The sequence below is a fragment of the Dactylosporangium sp. NPDC000555 genome (genome assembly GCF_040300025.1).
In the GTDB taxonomy this organism is placed as follows: Bacteria; Actinomycetota; Actinomycetes; order Mycobacteriales; family Micromonosporaceae; genus Dactylosporangium.
The window spans coordinates 38,108-57,396 of record NZ_JBEPDB010000057.1 but is presented as its reverse complement, the minus strand read 5'-3'; the positions used below and the strand labels follow the sequence as shown (position 1 = coordinate 57,396).

The 19,289-nt window shown below is 72.7% G+C and carries 15 protein-coding genes and 2 pseudogenes; 8 read left to right on the top strand and 9 right to left on the bottom strand.

Annotation, left to right across the window (positions count from 1 at the left end):
* Window positions 1-462, bottom strand: a pseudogene (locus tag ABT297_RS28875) (phosphoesterase PA-phosphatase); the annotation flags it as partial.
* 112 nt (window positions 463-574) lie between these two features.
* On the opposite strand from ABT297_RS28875, the gene ABT297_RS28870 reads away from it, so the two are divergent.
* From ABT297_RS28870 to ABT297_RS28855, 4 genes are all read left to right on the top strand, one after another.
* Window positions 575-1,165 carry an HD domain-containing protein gene (locus ABT297_RS28870; RefSeq protein ID WP_350555242.1) on the top strand — a complete coding sequence of 197 codons (591 nt, stop codon included), beginning with the start codon at window positions 575-577 and terminating at the stop codon, window positions 1,163-1,165.
* Window positions 1,166-1,215: 50 nt separating this feature from the next.
* The gene (locus ABT297_RS28865) at window positions 1,216-1,821 is read left to right on the top strand and encodes a Dps family protein (protein WP_350555240.1); all 606 of its coding nucleotides are present in this window, start codon (window positions 1,216-1,218) and stop codon (window positions 1,819-1,821) included.
* 22 nt (window positions 1,822-1,843) lie between these two features.
* Window positions 1,844-4,345 (top strand): Hsp70 family protein, encoded by a 2,502-nt coding sequence (locus tag ABT297_RS28860; protein WP_350555239.1) that lies wholly within the window; start codon window positions 1,844-1,846, stop codon window positions 4,343-4,345.
* Window positions 4,346-4,441: 96 nt separating this feature from the next.
* Window positions 4,442-5,287, top strand: coding sequence for a hypothetical protein (locus tag ABT297_RS28855; RefSeq protein WP_350555237.1), 846 nt, complete (start codon window positions 4,442-4,444; stop codon window positions 5,285-5,287).
* A 4-nt stretch (window positions 5,288-5,291) separates the two neighbouring features.
* Here the strand turns inward: ABT297_RS28855 and ABT297_RS28850 are convergent, their stop codons facing one another.
* The 6 genes from ABT297_RS28850 to hisN form a co-directional block, all read right to left on the bottom strand.
* Complete coding sequence (locus ABT297_RS28850) at window positions 5,292-5,678, bottom strand: nuclear transport factor 2 family protein (protein ID WP_350555235.1); 387 nt, start codon at window positions 5,676-5,678, stop codon at window positions 5,292-5,294.
* Entirely contained in the window at window positions 5,675-6,964 is a 1,290-nt protein-coding gene (locus ABT297_RS28845; protein WP_350555233.1) for an MFS transporter, read from the bottom strand. Before ABT297_RS28845 ends, ABT297_RS28850 begins: the two co-directional genes overlap by 4 nt.
* On the bottom strand, window positions 6,961-8,220 hold the full coding sequence (locus ABT297_RS28840) for an aminotransferase class I/II-fold pyridoxal phosphate-dependent enzyme (protein ID WP_350555231.1): 1,260 nt from the start codon (window positions 8,218-8,220) through the stop codon (window positions 6,961-6,963). The genes ABT297_RS28845 and ABT297_RS28840 overlap by 4 nt, the downstream gene beginning before the upstream one ends.
* A 49-nt stretch (window positions 8,221-8,269) precedes the next feature.
* On the bottom strand, window positions 8,270-11,275 hold the full coding sequence (locus tag ABT297_RS28835; protein WP_350555229.1) for a putative bifunctional diguanylate cyclase/phosphodiesterase: 3,006 nt from the start codon (window positions 11,273-11,275) through the stop codon (window positions 8,270-8,272).
* A 303-nt stretch (window positions 11,276-11,578) separates the two neighbouring features.
* Window positions 11,579-12,460 (bottom strand): hypothetical protein, encoded by an 882-nt coding sequence (locus ABT297_RS28830; protein WP_350555252.1) that lies wholly within the window; start codon window positions 12,458-12,460, stop codon window positions 11,579-11,581.
* Window positions 12,461-12,542: 82 nt separating this feature from the next.
* On the bottom strand, window positions 12,543-13,361 hold the full coding sequence (gene hisN / locus ABT297_RS28825) for a histidinol-phosphatase (RefSeq protein ID WP_350555227.1): 819 nt from the start codon (window positions 13,359-13,361) through the stop codon (window positions 12,543-12,545).
* 52 nt (window positions 13,362-13,413) lie between these two features.
* Between hisN and ABT297_RS28820 the strand changes: the two genes are divergently transcribed.
* The gene (locus ABT297_RS28820) at window positions 13,414-13,950 is read left to right on the top strand and encodes a DUF2087 domain-containing protein (protein ID WP_350555225.1); all 537 of its coding nucleotides are present in this window, start codon (window positions 13,414-13,416) and stop codon (window positions 13,948-13,950) included.
* On the opposite strand, the gene rsgA is transcribed toward ABT297_RS28820, so the two are convergent.
* Window positions 13,927-14,982: a ribosome small subunit-dependent GTPase A gene (rsgA, locus tag ABT297_RS28815; RefSeq protein ID WP_350555223.1), complete on the bottom strand. Its 1,056-nt coding sequence runs from the start codon at window positions 14,980-14,982 to the stop codon at window positions 13,927-13,929. The genes ABT297_RS28820 and rsgA overlap by 24 nt on opposite strands.
* Window positions 14,936-16,258, bottom strand: a complete 1,323-nt coding sequence (gene aroA, locus ABT297_RS28810) for a 3-phosphoshikimate 1-carboxyvinyltransferase (protein WP_502885658.1) — start codon at window positions 16,256-16,258, stop codon at window positions 14,936-14,938. Before aroA ends, rsgA begins: the two co-directional genes overlap by 47 nt.
* Before the next feature lie 82 nt (window positions 16,259-16,340).
* Here aroA and ABT297_RS28805 point away from each other — a divergent pair, with 82 nt between their 5' ends.
* The 3 genes and pseudogenes from ABT297_RS28805 (at window position 16,341) to ABT297_RS28795 (ending at window position 19,159) form a co-directional block, all read left to right on the top strand.
* Window positions 16,341-17,072: an SOS response-associated peptidase gene (locus tag ABT297_RS28805; protein WP_350555250.1), complete on the top strand. Its 732-nt coding sequence runs from the start codon at window positions 16,341-16,343 to the stop codon at window positions 17,070-17,072.
* Between the two features lie 168 nt (window positions 17,073-17,240).
* Window positions 17,241-17,550: pseudogene (locus tag ABT297_RS28800) on the top strand (WhiB family transcriptional regulator); the annotation flags it as partial.
* A gap of 991 nt (window positions 17,551-18,541) precedes the next feature.
* Window positions 18,542-19,159 carry an alpha/beta hydrolase family protein gene (locus ABT297_RS28795; RefSeq protein WP_502885659.1) on the top strand — a complete coding sequence of 206 codons (618 nt, stop codon included), beginning with the start codon at window positions 18,542-18,544 and terminating at the stop codon, window positions 19,157-19,159.
* Window positions 19,160-19,289 lie beyond the last annotated feature (130 nt).

The window sequence follows — 19,289 nt, the reverse complement described above, 5'->3', positions numbered from 1 at the left end:
GAACGGCCGGTTCACCGAGGCGAGGTCGAGCCCGTCGCCGGCCCGCTCGGCCAGCACTGCCCGGGCGGCCTCGGCGCCGGTGGTGACCGCCCGGCCGGCGTGGCGGCCGCCGGTGCGCGCGACGGCCGCGGCGAGCGCGGCGTCCAGGGTCGGCGCGGCGGCCGGGTACAGGGTCACCAGCGCCTCGTGCACGGCGCCGGCGAGGGCCAGCTCCGAGCGGGTCGCGGCGACCGCCCGCCACGCGGCGATCCAGGCCACCGCCCAGGCCCGGCTGCTGGTGACCTGCTGCGGACCGGTGATGACGCCGATGGTCGACGCCGTGAGGTCGTACCACTCGAGGACCGGATCCACGCGGGGCGCGGTGGCGCCGGCGATGCCGGACGGGGCGGCGAGGGCCGCGATGGTGCCCGCGCCGGCGGCGGCGAGTACGGTACGGCGAGATATGAGCTTCGATGGCAGCACGCCGCGAACGCTAGTAGATATTCCCGACCGGTTCAATAGGAAAGAGTGCCCGGCCGGGCTCCTCGTGAGACGCTCGGCGCAACGCACTTCGACCCGCAGGGAGGATCCGCCGGTGACGCGCACGTTTGATGGTTCGGTGGGCTGGGCGGCGCTGCGCGAGCGGTTCGCCGACCGGCTCGGCACCGGCACGCTCGCCGCGCTCGACGACGCCGTCGCGTTCGCCGCCGAGCGCCACGGCGACCAGCGGCGCCCGGCCGGGGAGCCATACCTCGAGCACCTGCTCGAGGCGCTGGAGGTGCTCGTCGACGCGACCGGTGAGCGTGACCCCGACACGCTGCGCGCCGCGGTGCTGCACGATGTGGTCGAGGACACCCCGGCCACCGTCGGCGAGGTGCGGGAGCGCTTCGGCGACCGGGTCGCGGAGCTGGTCGGCTGGGTCACCAAGTCCGGCGACCGGGACGCCTACCTCGCGAGCCTGCGCGACGCGCCGGACGCCGCGATCGCCGTGAAGCTCGCCGACCGGGTCAGCAACGTCCAGCGGCTGCGCACCCACCCGCGCCCGGCCAAGCGCGCGTCGTACTACCGCGAGACCGTCGCCACCATCGTGCCGCTGGCCGCCGGGCGGCCGTGGTTCGAGGAGTGGTACAGCGCCTGGCAGGCCGAGCACGCCGACCTGGCAGACCTGGACCGGGACGGGCGGTAGTCACCGCGCCGGGTGAGGGTCGAGCGGCGCTCGGCGGGCAATGGCCGCGCATGCCAGCGAAGAAGAAGGGCAGCCAGCCTTGGCTGCATCAGCAGGGCCGGGAGATCCAGCACTTCGGCGCGATCCGGCAGTTTCCCGTCGCGCTGTCGGCGGACGCCCGCATGTACTCCTGCGAGCGGCTCAACCAGGTGCTCGCCGACACCCAGATCCTCTACGCGCTGTACAAGAAGCACCACTGGCTGATGCGCGGCCCGACCTTCTACCAGCTGCACCTGCTGCTCGACAAGCACGCGGGGGAGCAGCTGGAGATCGTCGACGCGGTGGCCGAGCGGGTGCAGACGCTGGGCGGCATCGCGGTGGGGGACCCGCGCCACGTCGCCGAGCTGACCCGCGTGCCGCGGCCGCCGGACGGGGCCGAGGAGGTGCCGGCCATGCTCTCCCGCCTGCTGGAGGCCCACGAGTTGATCCTGCAGGAATGCCACGACGCCGCCGCCAAGGTGCAGGACCTCGGCGACGACGGCACCAACGACCTGCTGGTCTCCGAGGTGATCCGCACCGGCGAACTGGAGGCGTGGTTCCTCGCCGAGCACCTCGTGGACACCCCGCTGGTGCGCACCGAGGAGGAGGTTAGGGCAGCCGGCAACGGCCGCCGTTGATCGGAGGCGCTACCGTGTCGGCGTGACGAGGCATATCGAGTCGCAGCTGGGCGTCGACCTTGGTACCACCCACACGGTCGCCGCGCTGACCGCCGCCGACGGTCGCAGCCAGCCGCTGCTGTTCGACGCCAGCTTCCTGCTGCCGTCGTCGGTCTACGCCGAGGTCGACGGGCACCTGCTCGTCGGCAGGGATGCCGAGCGCAGTGCGCGGCTCGATCCGTCCCGATATGAACCCAATCCGAAGCGCCGCGTCGACGACGGCACGGTGCTGCTGGGCCAGCGCGAGTACGCCGTGTCCGACCTGCTCGCGGCCCTGCTGCGGCGCACCGCCGACGAGGCGTCCCGGGTGCTGGGGATCATGCCGGTGCGCACCGTGCTGACATACCCGGCGAACTGGGCGACCCAACGCCGCTCGGTGCTGGCCGACGCGGCGGCCCGGGCCGGCATGCCGGCGCCGATCCTGGTGCCCGAGCCGATCGCGGCGGCCGCGTACTTCACCACGATCCTCGGGCGCAACATCGTCCCCGGCGGCGTCCTGGTGGTGTACGACTTCGGCGGGGGCACGTTCGACACGACGATCCTGCGCCGCCGCCCCGACGGCGGCTGGGACGTGCTGGCCAGCGACGGCCTGCCCGACGTCGGCGGCGTCGACCTCGACGCGGCGATCATCGACCACCTCGGGCGATCGATGACGACAAGCGACCCGGAGCGCTGGCGGCAGCTCGTCGAGCCCGCCGACGACGCCGGCCGCCGCCGCAACAACCTGCTGCGCGAGGACGTGCGCTCCGCGAAAGAGCAGCTCTCGCGCAGCTCCACCGCGAGTGTGCACCTTCCGCTGTTCGAGACCGACGTGCACGTCACCCGCTCGGAGTTCGAGCAGCTGTCCCGCTCCTACCTGGAGCGCACCGTCGACCTGACCACGACCACGCTGCAGCGCGCGGGCGTTCGGGTCGACCAGATCGGCGGGCTGTTCCTGGTCGGCGGCTCCAGCCGCATCCCGCTGGTGAGCACCCTGCTGCACCAGCGCCTCGGGATCGCGCCGACGCTCATCGAGCAGCCGGAGCTCGTCGTCGCGCTCGGCAGCGTGCTGGCCGCGATGCCGTCCCGCCCGGCGCCGTTCCCGTCCACGCGGCCGCCGGCCGGGCCGCGCCCGCCGATAAACGTCGGACCCGGTGGCATCCCGGCCCCGCCCATCATGGGCGGCGCGCCGCCGAACGCGCCCATCTCGGTGCCGACCGGGGCGCCGGTCTCGGGCATGCCGGTCACCGGCGCGGGCATGCCACCGACCGCGCCCATCTCGGCGCCCGTGCCCGGCCCCGTCTCGCCGACCGCGTTCCACTCCGCGGCCACCCCGCAGTCGCCGCCCACGCCCACCCTGCAGTCGCCGATGGCGTTCGGCGGCAACGCCCCGAACAGCGCGCCGCCGAGCTCCGGCCCGCCGGACGCCACGGCCGCGTTCGGTGCCGCACCGCCGTCGCCGATCACGCCGCAGGCCCCGCTGCCCTACAGGCCGCCGGTACCGCCGCCGCGCCCGGGCGGCTCCGGCGGAAAGCTCGCAGCGCTCGTCGGCGTCGTGGCGGTGCTCGTCCTGCTGCTCGGCGTCGGCGGCGTCGCCGCCTGGAAGGCGGTCAGCGACAGCAAGCCGAGCGACCCGCGCACCAACAGCGGCCCCCGCGGCGGGCGCACCACCGGGTCCGGCGGCGGCGCCGGCTCGGGCGCGCTGCCGGCCGACACGAAGAACGCCAAGTCTGGCGTGGACCATCAGACGGTGCAGGTCGACAAGTCGGTCTGGTACGGCCCGTTCAAGATCACCGTGGGCAAGCTGACCTACGACCCGACGGTCACCTCGAAGAAGCTCAGCGCCGAGGTGGTGGTCGAGAACCTCGGCACCCGCAACGACACGCCGTACATTCCCGCGATCTTCTCGGTCGGCGGTCAGCAGTACAACGGCTCGTTCCGTGAGAACTCGACGGTCGCGTCCGGCCAGAAGAGCAACTACAACCTGGACTTCTCGGTGTACGACCCACTCAAGGTGGACATCGCCACCGGCGAGTTCATCTTCGGCGCCGGCGACCGGGAGCAGCCGAAGATCCCGCTCGGCGGCGGCGACGTGGTCGCCTACGCGCCCGTGAACCTCATCAAGGACAAGAAGGCCACCGTCCGCGACACCACGGCCACCTTCACCACGTGCGACCTGCGCGGCGGCTTCTTCGACTACAACAGCCAGGCGAAGAAGGGCTACCGCGTGATCATGTGCAAGGTCGACATCCAGTACACCGGCAAGAGCAGTAAGTACGTCGGCAAGGAGAGCTTCCGGCTCCTCGCCGTCGACGGCAGCGAGCTGGGCCCGACCACCGGGCCGAACGAGGCGCTGTCCGGCGGGCAGGTCGCCGTCGGCACCGACCTGGCGTTCCAGGTGAAGGCCGACGCGCCGGGCACCTACAAGCTGCGCCTGGTCGACCTCGGCGATCACAAGGAGCGCCAGGAGGGTGACGTCGCCGAGGTCGACGTGGTCCTGAAGTAGCGGTCAGTTCCGGCTGTACGTCAGCGGGCGCCGCCGTTGACGTACAGCGCGGACGCGCTACGGAACCGTCCGGTCGGCCGCAGCGTCGGACCGGGCATGAAGCTCTCGCGCCTGATCCTGGCCGCCGCCATGCTCGCGGGCGCGGCCGCGTGCGCCTCGCCGCCGGTTGCCGGCCCGCCATCCGTGTCCTACGATCCCGCCGATCTCGTACTGCAGGTGCGCACCGCGCGCGGTTTCGTGCGCGTCGAGGCCAGCGTGACGGAGGTGCCGGAGGTGAGCATCTACGGCGACGGCCGGGTTGTCGTCACCGGCCCGATCCCGGAGATCTACCCCGGCCCGGCCCTGCCCAATCTGCAGGTACGCCACATCAGCGCGGCGAACGTCCGGGACCTGACCCGCCGTGCCCTGGAGGCCGGCGTCGGCAACGGCCAGGACATGGGCATGCCGAACGTGGCGGACGCCCCGACCACCTACATCACCGTGCGCACCACCGCCGGCCTGGCGACCACCGGCGTGCCCGCGCTCGGCATCGGCTCGGACGACGACCTCACGGCGGCGCAGCGCTCGGCGCGAAAGCGGATGCAGGACCTGGTCGTCGCCCTGGGTGACCTGCCGAAGACGCTGGGCCGGGGCGGGGTGGACGAGCCGGCAACGTACGAGCCGGCGCGCATCGCCGCCGTCGCGCGCGAGTGGACCCCGGTCGCGGACGGCCTGCCCTCCGACCCGCCGCCGATCGACTGGCCCGGCCCGGCACCGCTGCCGGGCGACGTGGTCGCGAACCGCCCGGGCGTCAACTGCCTGACCACGGATGCGGGCCCGGTCCTGGCCGCGGCGAAGGGCGCGAACGCGCGCACCCCGTGGGTCGCGGGCGGCGCGCGCTGGTCGGTCCAGTTCCGCCCGCTGCTGCCGCACGAGTCGTCCTGCGCGGACCTGGCGCACTGACCTTTCACGACGCCGGCTCGGAGCCCTGAACGGCGCGCCAGAGCCAAGCGCCGGACGAGCGGCGCGAGAGCAGGCCGGTGATGCGGTACGGGAACGGCTCGACCGCCCCGTCCGCGGTGTGCTCCGCGCCGTCCGCCTCCGCGATCACGAACGCGGCTCCCGGCAGGGTGTGGACCGTCGCCGAGGTGGCCTGCCAGCCGTACGCCGAGGGCCGCGCGAACAGCCCCGACAGGAGCTCCCGCACGGCCTCGCGGCCCGTCGCCGACTCGCCGGCCTCGGAGCCGACGTAGGTTATGTCGTCGTCGGGCACGAAGCAGGCGAGCGTCTCCTGCAGGTCGCGGGCCAGGAACGCGCGCCCCAGCCGGTCCACCAGCTCCACGATGTCACTCACGTCGTCACCGTCACCAGTCGCCTCGGCGAGCGCATGCCCGGCAGGTACAGGAACGCGAACGTCACGGCCGCACCGAGAACGCCGGCGCCGAGCAGGGTGTTCCGCACGCCGATCGCGTGCGCGACCGGGGCGGCCATCGCGTAGCTCAGCGGCACGAGCGCGATCGAGATGAACCAGTCGACCGACGAGACGCGGCCCATCAGCTCCTGCGGTACGAGCCGCTGCTTGGCGGTCGCCCAGGCGATCGTTCCGGCCGCCTCCAGGCCGTTGACCAGCGCACAGGCGATCGCCAGGTGCCACGAGGAGGAGGCCAGGCCGTAGCCCGCGACCGCGAGCGTGGCGAGCGTCCAGGTGACGTAGATGAAGCGCATGTACTCCCTCGGTACCCCGCGTTGGCCCACGATCAGCGCGGCGGCGACGGCGCCGACGCCACCGCTGGCCAGCACCAGGCCCAGATCCCCGGCGGTGCCGTGCAGCTCGTTCTTGACCACGAACGGCAGGAGCACCTCGGTCGGGCCGATGAACAGCAGGTACGCGAAGCTCGCCGCGACGAAGGTGCCCCAGAGCCACACGTTGCCCCGGACGTACCTCATGCCCGCCTTGAACTCCTCCCAAACCGAACCCTCGGGGCTATCCGCGGCATCCGAGGCCTCCGGAGCCCGCCGGGGGTTCATCAGCAGCAGGCAGGTCGCGGAGATCGCGAACGTGGCCGCGTCGACCGCGAAGGCCAGGCCGCTGCCGCCGGTCGCGATGAGCACGCCGCCCAGCGACGGGCCGGCCATCTGCAGGGCCGTGGGGCGCACGAACTGGTCCAGCGCGTTGGCCTGGACCAGGTCGTCGCGGTCGACCAGCGTCGGGACGAGCGAGTCGAACGCCGGGCCGAAGAAGCCCGACGCCGCCCCGTAGACCGCGACCAGCGCCACGATGTGCCAGACCTGGACCAGGCCGGAGAGGCTGAGCACCGCCAGCGCGACGAGGACCGTGCCTCGCACCAGGTCGGTGCCGAGCATGATCTTGCGCCGGTCGAACCGGTCGCTGATCACGCCGCCGAAGAGGAGGGTGGCGACCTGGGGCAGCGACAGGGCGAACCCGACGACCGACATCGCCGCCGGGGCGCCGGAAAGCGCGTACACCTGCCAGGCCAGGGCGACGAGCAGGATCCCGTCGCCGATCAGCGAGGTGCTCATCCCCATCCACAGCAGGCGGAACTCCCGGCCGCGGAGGGGGACGAGCAGCCCCGGAAGCCGCCGCCGGGCGCGATGCCTGGCCTCGAAGACGTGCCTCAAGCCGCGTCCCGGAGGCGGTCGGCGCCGGCCAGCTCGGACAGCACGGCGTTGAGCCGGTCGATCTCCTCGTCGGTGTTGGCCGCGGTCACCTGGATGCGGAAGCCGACCTGGTCGCGGGGCACGAGCGGGTAGGCGGCCAGCGTGACGTAGACCTCCCGGTCCCACAGGAACTGCCCGACCTCGGCGATGTCCTGCCCGGCGGCCAGCGGCAGCTCGATGATCGGCGTGGTGCCCGTGTTCGGCGTGTGCAGGCCGAGCGAGCGCACGTGGTCGAGCACCCGCACCGTCTTGCGGTACAGGTCGGCGCGGATCTCCTCGCCGCGCTTCTCGTTGAGGTCGAGGCCGGCCATGACCGTGGCGAGCGAGGCCGTCGGGGACGGGCCCGAGTACAGGTACGGCGGGGCGGCGACCTTGAGGTGGTTCTTCAGCCAGGTCGGCAGGGCCAGGAACGCCATCAGCGAGGAGTACGCCTTGGAGAAGCCGCCCACGAGCACGACGTTGTCGTAGGTCTCGCCGGCGTGCCGCACGACCGCGTTGCCGCGCGAGCCGTACGGCGAGGTCTCGTCCGCCCGGCGCTCGCCGATGACGCCGAAGCCGTGCGCGTCGTCGACGTAGAGCAGCGCGTCGTACTGCCGGCAGACCGCCGCGAAGCGGGCCAGGTCGGGCGCGAGGCCGGTCATGCTGTTCACGCCGTCCATCGCGACGAGCTTGGCCACGCCGGCCGGCGCGGCGGCGAGCAGCTCGGCCAGGTGCTCGGGGTCGTTCGCGCGGAAGCGCTGGACGGTGGCGCCGAGCCCCTTGGCGTACATGCAGCCGTCGTAGATGGTCTTGTGCGACTGCGAGTCGAGGAAGATCATGCCGTCGGCGGCGAGGACCGGGATCACCGACATGTGGATGTGCGTGATGGTCGGCAGCAGGAGGGTGTCCGGCGCGCCGAGCAGCTCGGTGAGGCGCTCCTCGATCTCGATGTACGGCTTGGGGTTGCCCAGCAGGCGCGACCAGCTGGGGTGGGTGCCCCAGGTGCGTACGTACGGGTCGACCGAGTCCATGATCTCCGGCTCGAGGTCGAAGCCGAGGTAGTTGCAGGAGGCCCAGTCGGTCAGCCAGTGGCTGCCCACCCGGATGCGTCGGCCGTCGATCTCCTCGATGGTGGCGTCGTACATCGGGCTCGTCGTGCGCAGCCGCTCGAGGTCGCCCCAGCGCCCGTCGCGACGGACGTAGGTGCCATTGGTGCTGTGCAACGGGTGGACGGTCATGCGGTGACTACCTTCCTTGGTGAGGGTTTCCTGCGGCTCGCCGGGCGGGCTACGCCATCGCGGCGAACGGTGCGGTCTTCTGGATGAGCGCGAACGCGTCGGGCTCGGGCAGCGGGCGGGCGAACAGGTAGCCCTGCCCGTACGGGCAGCCGATCTGGTGCAGGGTCTCGCGCTGCCCCTGGTCCTCCACGCCCTCGGCCACGACCGAGAGGCTGAAGGTCTGGGCCAGCTGCACGATCGCCGTGACGACCGCGCGCTGCTGCGCCGAGGAGAGCATGTCGTCGATGAACGACTTGTCGATCTTCAGCACGTCGATCGGCATGTGCTGCAGGTACGACAGCGACGAGTAGCCGGTGCCGAAGTCGTCGATCGCGAGCCGGATCCCCATCGCGCGCAGGGCGTCGAGGTCGGCGCGGACCTGGTCGTCGTCGCGCAGCAGCAGGCTCTCGGTGATCTCCAGCAGCAGCGTGCCGGGCGCGACACCGGAGGAGTGCAGCATCTGCCGCACCTCCTCGACGAAGCCGGGGGCGCGGAACTGCCGGGCCGAGACGTTGACGCTCATGTACCGCACCGCCCCGGGCGCGTTCGAGCGCTGCCAGCGGCCGGCGGTGGTCAGCGCCTGCTGCAGCACCATGCGCCCCATCGGCACGATGAGCCCGCTCTCCTCGGCCACCTCGATGAAGTGGCCGGGCGCGATCATGCCGCGGGTCGGGTGGTTCCAGCGCACGAGCGCCTCGAAGCCCTGCGGTACGCCGGTCTCGAGGTCGACGATCGGCTGGTACTGCAGGACGAACTGGCGCTCCTTGACCGCCTGGTCCAGCGCGGCGCGCAGCTCCAGCCGCTCCAGCACGGCCGTGTGCAGGTCCGACTGGTACCGCCGCCACTGCCCCTTGCCGGCACCCTTGGCGACGTACAGCGCGAGATCGGCCTGGCGCATGAGCTCCTCGGCCGAGCCCGCGTCGACGGTCGTGGACAGCCCGACGCTGCTGATGCCGTTGACCGTCTCGCCCGCCACGGCGAAGGGCTCGGCGAGCGCGATGACGATCCGCTCCGCGGCGAGCTCGAGGTCGGCCATCGAGTCCGCCTCGATGAGCGCGGCGAACTCGTCGCCGCCGAGGCGGGCGACGGTGTCGCTCGGGCGCAGCTCCCCGCCGATGCGCCGGGCGACCGCCTGCAGCAGCTCGTCGCCGACGGCGTGGCCGAGCGTGTCGTTGACCACCTTGAAGTCGTCCAGGTCGATGAAGAGCACGCCGACGAGGCCGCCGTCGCGCTCGACGCGGAACACGGCCTGCTCGACCCGGTCCTGGAACAGCACGCGGTTGGCCAGGCCGGTGAGCGAGTCGTGGAACGCCTGCTGGATGAGCTGCTCCTCCATCCGGCGCCGCTCGGTCACGTCGCGCACCGTCAGCACCAGGCCGCCGACGGTGGTGTCCTCGCGCAGGTCCCGGCAGTCGACCTCGACCACGAGGGCGGTGCCGTCCACGCGCTCGGCGCGGGTGTCGACCACGTCGTGACCGTGCCGGCCGGCGCGCACCTGCGCGAGCAGCTCGGCCAGGCGGGCGCGCTCGTCGTGGGGGATGAAGTCCCACAGCTCGACGCCGGCGATGCGCTCGTCGCCGAAGACGGTGCCGGCCGACGGGCTGGCGTACTGGATGACGTCGTGGTCGTCGACGATGAGGATCACGTCGGACGTGTTGTGGACCAGGGTGCGGAAGTACGCCTCGCTGTCGCGCCGGTTCACCTCGGCGGTCAGCGTGATCCGCTCGAGCGCCATCGCGGCCTGGGAGGCCAGCACCTCGAACGTCGGCTGCAGCGCCTGCAGGGCCTCGGTGGGGCCGGCGACGTACAGCATGTCGCTGGTGACGCCGAGCGGGTGGCGCAGCGTCGAGCTGAACTCGCCCAGCTCGGCGCGCACGTCCGGGGCGAGCCCCGAGACCCGCACCAGGCCCGGCTCCGGCGGTTCCTCGTCGGCGCCGACCCGGATCAGCGCGATGACGTGCGGCGTGCCCTGCGGCAGGAGCCGATCGAGCGCCGTGCGTACCGCGGACGTCGCCTCGCCGGCGTCGGCCGCCGACAGCAGGGTGGTGGTCGCCTCGCGCAGCTCCCGCTCGCGGGCCAGCGACTGGCGGTGGTTGCCCATGACGCCGGCCAGGCGGCAGAGGACCAGCACGAACATCACGCCGGAGCAGGTGGCGATGACGGCGGCGTCGCGCACGGTGCCGAGGCTCGCCTCGACCAGCAGCACGCCGGGGGCGATCAGCGACGCGGCGCCGAGCAGCGCGATGCGGCGCACGCCGAGGTCGGCGGTGGCCGCGCGGGTCGGCTCGGTCATCTCGACCATGGACGGGTGCAGCGCGGCGGCGGCCCAGGCCGCGTAGCAGACGACCCAGCCGAGGTCCGTCGGGCCGCCGACGTGCCAGGAGCCGTTGAGCTGGATCAGGCCGTACACCACGTCGGCGATCAGCAGGCCGGCGGTGCCGAGCCCGAGGAGGTGGATCGAGCCGTTGGGCCGCACGCCGCCGGTCAGCAGGCGGGCGAAGACGGCCAGGGTGAGCACGTCGCCGAGCGGGTACGCGATGGACACCAGCTTCTGCACGACCGTCAGATCGTTGTCGCGCATGTGCGGGTTGATCAGGAAGATCCAGGAGAGCAGCGCGAGGCCTATGGTGAGCGTGGCGGCGTCGATCAGGCTGTCGCGGTTGTCGCGCCCGGTTCGCGAGCGGATGAAGCCGAGCAGGCCGGCCGCGACCAGCGGGTACATGGCCAGGTACAGCCCGTCCGGGACCGACGGGAAGGGGTTTTCGAGCCCGAGCACGTCGGTGAGGACGTTGTAGGTGAAGTCCCCGAGGCCGAAGCAGGCCAGCCCGGTGGCGAGCAGCAGCCACGGCCAGCGGCGGTTGGGCCGGTGCACGAGCACGCCGGCGACCACGCCGATGGTGCTGGACAGGCCGATCGCGCCCCACCACAGCATGTGTAGGCCGGGCCAGCGGTAGAACGCCACGGTCAGCAGCGCCATCCAGATCGCGAACCAGGCGCTGAGCTTGCTCTTCAGCAACTCCGTCCGCCTCCCTCCCAGCTCACGATCGGCTTAGCGACCTGCCTGATCGGTCGGGCGGCGGGATTTTGAACGAGAACCCGGGTGCGGGCTGGGGTCCTCCGAGTTGCCGGACGGATGTGTACTTGGCGCCGCGGACCTGGCAGGAAGGCGCGTCAGCGCCGACCGGTGTCTCGTGGGAAGAACGGCGCGCGAGTTGCACGGACCCGAGTAAATAATGAAATATCGCGAAAAATCGGGCACCTGCCGGGGCTCAGGCCCGGACTCGGCCCGGCGGCTTAACGGGGCGGCCCGCTCGGCGGTCTAGCGGCCGGCGCTCGGTGTGGTGGGGGGACCGCTGAACGCCAGGCCCTGCGGCAGCCGCTCGGCCTCCGGCCCGACCTTGTGATGGTGTTGCGGCTCGGCGTAGAAGCTCAGCCCGATCACGCCGGCCAGCGTGATCACGAACCCGACCGCCACCAGCCACTCGCGGTGCGGCCACACGCCGTCGCCGAGGAACAGCAGGCCCACCACCGCGGCCGGCACGGCCCCGGCGGCGTCCATGGCGGCCACCGCGGCCGTCGTCGAGCCGCGCTGCATCGCCAGGCCCAGCAGGAGCTGGCCGACGAGCGAGTGGGCGATCAGGAGGTACGACAGCGGATCCGTGACGAACTGCCCGATCGACTCCGCGGAGGCGAGCGGCCGCGAGGCGACGGCGGCGGCGCCGAATGCGATGCCGGAGAGCGAGCCGAGCACGACCGAGCCGGGCGCGCCGTGTAGGCGGCTCGCGAAGAAGCCGACCACCGCCAGCGCGATGAGCACGCAGGTCAGGCCGACGACGCCGCCGGTGCCGAGCTGGCGTGACGGCGCCGGCTTGGCCGCGACCACGAGCGCGGCGATGCCCACGATCAGGGCCAGCAGGAGCGCGATCTCGGTGCGTGGCAGCTTCCACTTGAGGATCAGCACGCCCAGGATCGTCGTCACGCCGAGGCCGGCGGCCATGGCCGACTGCACAAGGAAGAGCGGAAGGTCACGCCGGGCGAAGAAGGCGAGCATGAACCCGGCGCACTGGCAGGCCACGCCCACAAGGTAGGACTTGTGGCGGCCCAGGCGCAGCAGCAGCATCGGTTGGAAGCCATGGTGCAGGTCGGTGCGTGCGGCGGCCATGGATTGCAGCAGGTTGGCAACGCCGTAGGCGGCGATCATCGCGCCGAGGAACAGCCAACTCCAAGATGCCACCCGGGCAGAATAAACCGCGCGGTCGCCCTCGTCATACGGGCGTTTGTCTTTATCCTGACAATCCGGACAGTCGAGTATTGCCCAAACGGGTGAGCACGTCCTCGTGCAAGTGTCCGTTTGTGGCCACGGCGCTGCCGCCGCCCGGGCCGGGCTGGCCCTGCAGGTCGGTGAACGTGCCGCCGGCCTCCGTGACGATCGGCACCAGCGCCGCCAGGTCCCACAACGACAGCTCCGGCTCGAGCATGATGTCCACGGCGCCCTCGGCCAGCAGCATGTACCCGTAGAAGTCGCCGTACGCCCGCTGTCGCCACGTTCGGCGGCTGATGTCCAGAATCGCGCCCAGCCGCCCGGCCTCCTCCCAGCCGCCCAGCGACGAGTAGCAGAACGACGCGTCGGCGAGCCGCTCCACGCCCGACACGCGGATCGGGGTCGCGGCGGCCGTGTGGCGTCCGGCATACGCCCCGTGGCCGAGCGCTCCCCACCAGCGCCGCCCGAGCGCGGGCGCCGACACCAGGCCGACGACCGGCTGGTCGCCCTCCATCAGCGCGATGAGCGTGGCCCAGATCGGCACCCCGCGCACGAAGTTCTTCGTCCCGTCGATCGGGTCGATGACCCACTGCCGGCTTCCCGGCCCGGCGGCGGCCTCGGTCGCGCCGTACTCCTCGCCCAGCACGCCGTCGCGCGGCCGCGCGCGCCCGAGGGTGGCCCGCAGCGCCTTCTCCACCGCGGTGTCGGCGTCGGTGACCGGCGTCAGGTCGGGCTTCTCGGTGACGTGCAGATCCTGCGCCCGGAAGCGCGGCACGGCGATCGCGTCCGCGGTGTCGGCGAGAAGATGAGCGAGGGCCAGGTCGTCCGCGTAGCGCACCATGCGCGGAAACTTAGCTGACGATCGCCAACTTCTGGCAGTACTGTCGCCGTTTGTGACTCCCACAGCTCTGTGCGGCCTGCTCGCCGAGTCCGACCGGCTCCGCGTCTTCGCCGCCGTGGTGCTCGGCGCGCGGACGCCCAGCGCCGTGGAGGTCGCCACCGGACTGCCCGCGCGGCTGGTCGAGCCGGCCATCCGGCGGCTGCAGCAGGGCGGTCTGCTCGCCGTCGCCGACGGGGCCCTGATCGCCGAGCGGGAGGCGTTCAAGGACGCCGTGCGCGCGAGCGCCGTCCCGGCCGAGCCGTCGTCGCGGCTGGACCCGGATCGCCAGCGCGACCTCGTCCTGCGCACGTTCATCACCGACGGGCGGCTGACCCAGATTCCTGCCGCCCGGGGCAAGCGCGTCGTCGTGCTGGAGCACATCGCCTCCTCGTTCGAGCCCGGCGTCCGGTACCCCGAGCGCGAGGTCGACGCGATCCTGCGGGCCTGGCACGACGACCACGCGGCCCTTCGGCGGCACCTTGTCGACGCCGACCTGCTGTCGCGGGACCGGAACGTCTACTGGCGCTCAGGCGGGCCCGTCGTCGTCTGAGGCGGCGCCCTCCTTCGACGCCAGCAGCCGGCGGAACGACGCGAGCCGGCGCGGGTCGGCGCCGCCCTCGGCGACGAGCTTGTCCAGCCCGCAGTCGCCCCCGGCCCCCGTGTGGTCGCAGTTGGGCGCGCAGCGCGTCGAGGCCTCCACGAGGTCGGGGAAGCCGTGCAACACGCTGTCGGCCGACACGTGCGCCAGCCCGAACGAGCGGATCCCCGGCGTGTCGATGATCCAGCCCGGCTCGTCGCCGGGCAGCCGCAGGGCCAGCGCGCTGGTCGACGTGTGCCGGCCCTTGCCGACCGCGCTGACCGCGCCCACCGCCCGGTCGGTGCCCGGCACGAGGCGGTTGACCAGCGTGGACTTGCCCACTCCGGAGTGGCCGATCATGACCGACACCCGGCCGCGCAGCTCCGCGACGAGGTCGTCCAGCGGCCGGTCCGGGTAGCACAACACATACGGCAGGTCGAGCTCCGCGTAGTAGTCCAGGACCGCGTCCGGCGCGGCGAGGTCGCCCTTGGTCAGGCACAGCAGCGGGTCGATCTCGGCGTCATACGCCGCCACCAGGCACCGGTCGATGAACCCGGTCCGCGGCGGTGGGTCCTGCAGCGCGTTGACGATCACCAGTTGCTCGGCGTTGGCCACCACGACCCGCTCGAACCGGCCCTCGGTGCCGCTCTCCTCGTCGTCGGCGGTGCGCATGAGGACCGAGTTGCGCTCGTCGATGCGCACGATCCGGGCCAGGGTGTCCGGGCGGCCGCTGACGTCGCCGACGATCTGCACGTGGTCGCCCACCACCACGCCGTGCCGGCCGAGCTCGCGGGCGCGCATCGCGGTGACCGTGACGCCGGTGTGCTGGCCGGGAACATTGACGTGGCACGTGTATCGCCCGCGGTCGACGGCGATCACGAAGCCCTCGACGGCGTCACTGTGCTTCGGGCGCTGGCGCGTGCGCGGTCGCGAGGACCGGCTCGGGCGCACCCGCACGTCATCCTCGTCGTATTCGCGCTTCCGCCTCAGCCGACCCTCCTTCATAGCCGTGCACCATGGTCGACCATAGCCGGGGGAAGTCGGGCAGCGTCTTCGCGGTGCATGTCACGTCGTCCAGACGGACTCCCTCGACCGTCAGCCCGAGCAAGGCGCCGGCGTGCGCGAGGTGGTGGTCGCCATGGGTGCGCAGCGTGCCGCCGCGCAGCGGGCGCGGCCGGATGCGCAGGCCGTCCGGCTCCAGGGTGACGCCGACGCCCAGGCCGGCCAGCGCCGCGGCGAGGCGGCCGAGCTCGTCGGCGCCCTCGTGGCCGCGCAGTTGCCCCATCCCGAACAGGTGCGAGGGCGAGTCGGCCACCGTTGCCAGCGCCGCGAGGATCGCCGCGAACTCCGAGATGCCGGCGAGGTCGGCGCTCAGCCCGTGCACCGCGCCCGTGCCCCGCATCACCAGCCCCCGCAGGGTCATCGCGGGCCGGCCGCCCATGCGCCCCAGCAGGTCCAGCAGCCGGCGCGCGGGCTGGCTGGTCGCCGGCGGCCAGCCCTGGACGGTCACCGTCCCGCCGGTGACGAGCGCCGCGGCGAGGAAGGGCGCCGCGCTGGACAGGTCGGGCTCGATGTTCCAGGCGCGTCCCTTGAGCCGGCCGGGCTTCACCGACCACACGTCCGGGCGGCTGTCGTCCACGCCGGCGCCCGCGGCGCGCAGCATGTGCACGGTCAGGTCCAGGTGCGGCCGTGGTACGGGCGAGCCGACGTGCCGCACCACCACCCCCCGATCGAACCCGGAGGCGGACAGCAGCAGCCCGGTGACGAGCTGGCTGGAGGCGGAGGCGTCGATGGTCACCTCCCCACCGGTGATCCGTCCGGCCCCGTGCACGGTGAACGGGAGCCCGTTCTCGGTGTCGATCCGCGCGCCCAGCGAGCGCAGCGCGCCGATCAGCGGCGCCATCGGGCGGCGCCGGGACCGCGGGTGGCCGTCGAACGACACCGTCCCGGTCGCCAGGCCGGCCACCGGGGGCAGGAAGCGCATCACGCTGCCGGCCAGGCCGACGTCGACCCGCGCCGGGCCCTGCAGCGGGCGGGACCGCAGCAGCCACAGGTTGTCGTCGACGGTCGACACATGGCAGCCCATCGCGCGCAGCCCGGCGGCCATGAGCTCGGTGTCGCGGGCCCGCAGCGGCGCGCACAGCGTGCTGGAGCCCAGCGAGTTGGCGGCGAGGACGAGGGCACGCGCGGTCATGGACTTGGAACCGGGCAGTCGCACCGAGGCATCGAGGGGGCCGGGGGCGGTCGGCGCCGGCCACGGTAAGTGTGCTTCCACGCGCACAGTGTGCGGTCAGTTTCGATATGTAGTGATGGCCGGGTCGCTCTCCGGGTTTTTTGTCATACCCCGTCGGTACCGTGGCGACATGTGTGGCAGGTACGCGACCTCGCGCAGCAACGCCGACCTGAGCGCCCTGTTCGAGGCGGCGGACGAGAGCGGCGGCGGGCTCGAGCCCGACTACAACGTGGCCCCGACCGACCCGGTGCCGATCGTGCGCGTCTCACGATCGGCGGGCGGCCGGGTGCTCTCCACCGCCCGCTGGGGCCTCGTCCCGGCGTGGGCGAAGGACCCGAAGGTCGGCGCCCGCATGATCAACGCGCGGGTGGAGACCGTCGCGACGTCGAACGCGTTCGCCCAGTCCTTCGCGAAGCGCCGTTGCCTGGTTCCGGCGGACGGGTGGTTCGAGTGGGTAAGGGGCACGGAGAAGACGAAACCGACGAAGCAGCCGTACTTCATGACGCTTGGCGATGCCGAGCCGTGCGTATTCGCCGGGCTGTGGACGGTGTGGGGCAAGGGCGAGGATCGGCTCCTTACCTGCAGCATCATCACTACTCCGGCCGTTGATGACTTGGCGCTCATCCATGACCGCATGCCGTTACTATTGCCGGTCGACCGGTGGGACGCCTGGCTCGGCGGCGATCCGGATTCCGGCCTTCTCGCCCCGACGCCGTCGTCGCACGTCGCACGTCTGGAACTACGCCCTGTAGGCCATCGCGTCGGTGACGTCCGCAACGACGGGCCCGAACTGGTCGCGAAAGTGCCGGCCCCGCCGCTGCGATCGAGTGACGTCAAGCCGATCGATCTGACCCTTTTTTAGGCTGAAAGTCCAGATAAATATCGGCCGGTTTCGCGAATCAGCCGGAAAACTCTTGTATTTGCAGTCGTTTGTGCGATACAACACAGCGCCGGTGGGTCTATGTCGGATGGGGGCATCCCGACGTTCACCCACTTTGCATTCGTTTGACCCACGGGGGAGGTGGGTGTATTGACCCGGGCGAGGATGCCACGCCCTCATGAAGTTGCAGCCGCGCGGCGAGACCCGCGACTGCTGCGGGCCGTCAAGGAGCAGCAAGGCGACGGGGCCTGGCGTATCCGCGGCGCGTGCCAGACGGTGGACCCAGAGACGTTCTTCCCGGCTCCGAGCGAGCCGGCCGACGCCGCGGTGGCGCTGTGCCGCACGTGCGACGTCCAGGGCGCGTGCCTCGCGTGGGCGCTCGACGTGGGCGACTGCCACGGCGTGTGGGGAGCGACCACTCCACGCGAGCGCCGTGCCATGCTCGTGGCATGGCGCAGCGAGATGCCTGGCCAGGTGATGCCCACCACGGCCGGGGCGACCGAACCGAGGCTGGGCGCGGTGGCGTGCCTGCCGACCCTGCCGCTGCAGCGGGCGGGTCGCGCTCAGGACCGCCAGGAGAGCCCGGACCCGGTGGGCGCGGCCGCGACATAGCGCCGGCGCCGGCACCCGGGCCGGCCGCTCCGGCACCGTGGCCGGCGCTGGGGCCGGCCCGAGGACCGCAAACACCGTCCGCGGCGGGGCAACCCGCCGCGGGCCGGTCGGGGTCGTCGACCACGTCGGCGTCCGCGAAGGCGGCGTCGGCCAGGGCTGCCGGCGAGAAGGCGACGGGCGCGCCCGGGAAGGCGATGGCGGCATCGGGGGAGGCCGCGCCGGCCAAGGGCGCTGGCGGGAAGACTGCGCGGGCGAAGGCTGCCGTGGGGAAGGCGGCCGGGTCCGCGCAGCCCGCTGCGACGACGGTTACCGCAGGGAGGGCCTCTTCGGCGAAGGCCGCTGCGGCGAAGGCGGCAGGGTCCGCGAAGCCTGCGGCGACGAGGTCTGCTGCGGGGAAGGCTGCGCCCGCGAAGGCCGCTGCGCCCGCGAAGTCCGCTGCGGGGAAGGTCTCGGCGTCGAGGGCGGCCGGGTCCGCGAAGCCTGCGGCGACGAGGTCTGCTGCGGGGAGGGCGGCCCCGTCGAAGGCCTCTTCGGCGAAGGCGGCTGCGCCCGCGAAGGCGGCTGCGAGGGCTGTCGCGGAGGATGCCACTTCGGCGAAGGCGGCCGGGTCCGCGAAGCCTGTGGCGACGAGGGTGGCTGCGGGGAGGGCGGTCCCGTCGAAGGCCGCTGCGCCCGCGAAGGCCAATGCGACGAGGGCTGCTGCTGGGAAGGCGGCCCCGTCGAAGGCCACTTCGGCGAAGGCTGTCCGGTCCGCGAAGGCCGCTGCGCCCGCGAAGGGTTCTGTGGGGAAGGTGGCCGGGTCCGCGAAGGCTCCGGCGACGAAAGCCGCCGTGGGGAAGATCTCACCGGCCGAGGTCGCTGCGGCCGGGCGGGAGGTGGCGACGCCGCACGGTGTCGCGCGGTATCAGCTCGACGTTCCCGCTGACCACGGTGGCACGCTGCTCGTCCTCGGCCACGGTGCCGGTGGCGACATCGACGCGCCCGACCTGGTCGCCGTGCACGACGCGGCCCTGGCGCGGGGCGTGGCCGTAGCGCTGGTGACGCAGCCGTACCGGGTGGCGGGCCGCCGAGCACCCGCGCCGGCGGCGCAGCTGGACGTGGCCTGGCTCGCCGTCATCGCCGAGCTCCGCGGCGTCCTGGACTTCGCCACCCTCGTCGTGGGCGGGCGCTCCAGCGGCGCCCGGGTCGCCTGCCGCACGGCCCGGGAGGCGGGCGCCGCCCGCATCCTGGCGCTGGCGTTCCCGCTCCACCCGCCGGGCAAGCCGGAGAAGTCGCGCGCGGAGGAGCTGGAGACGGGCGTGGCGACCCTGGTGCTCAACGGCGACCGCGACGCGTTCGGCGTACCGGGCGAGCGGCCGCACGTCCGCGTCCATGTGCTCCCGGGCGAGACGCACGCCCTGTCCAAGAACACGGCGGCGCTGGCCGCGGCGGCGGTGGACTTCGTCGCGGGTGGCTGAGGGGCGTTACCGAGGTGACGTAGCGTCGTTGGGGCTGATGTGACCGGCGCAAATCGGACACACTCCACAACCTCCCAGGCCCTTCCTGTTCCCGGCGGCCGGTCCGGTCCCAAGTGTGGCCGGTCGCCGG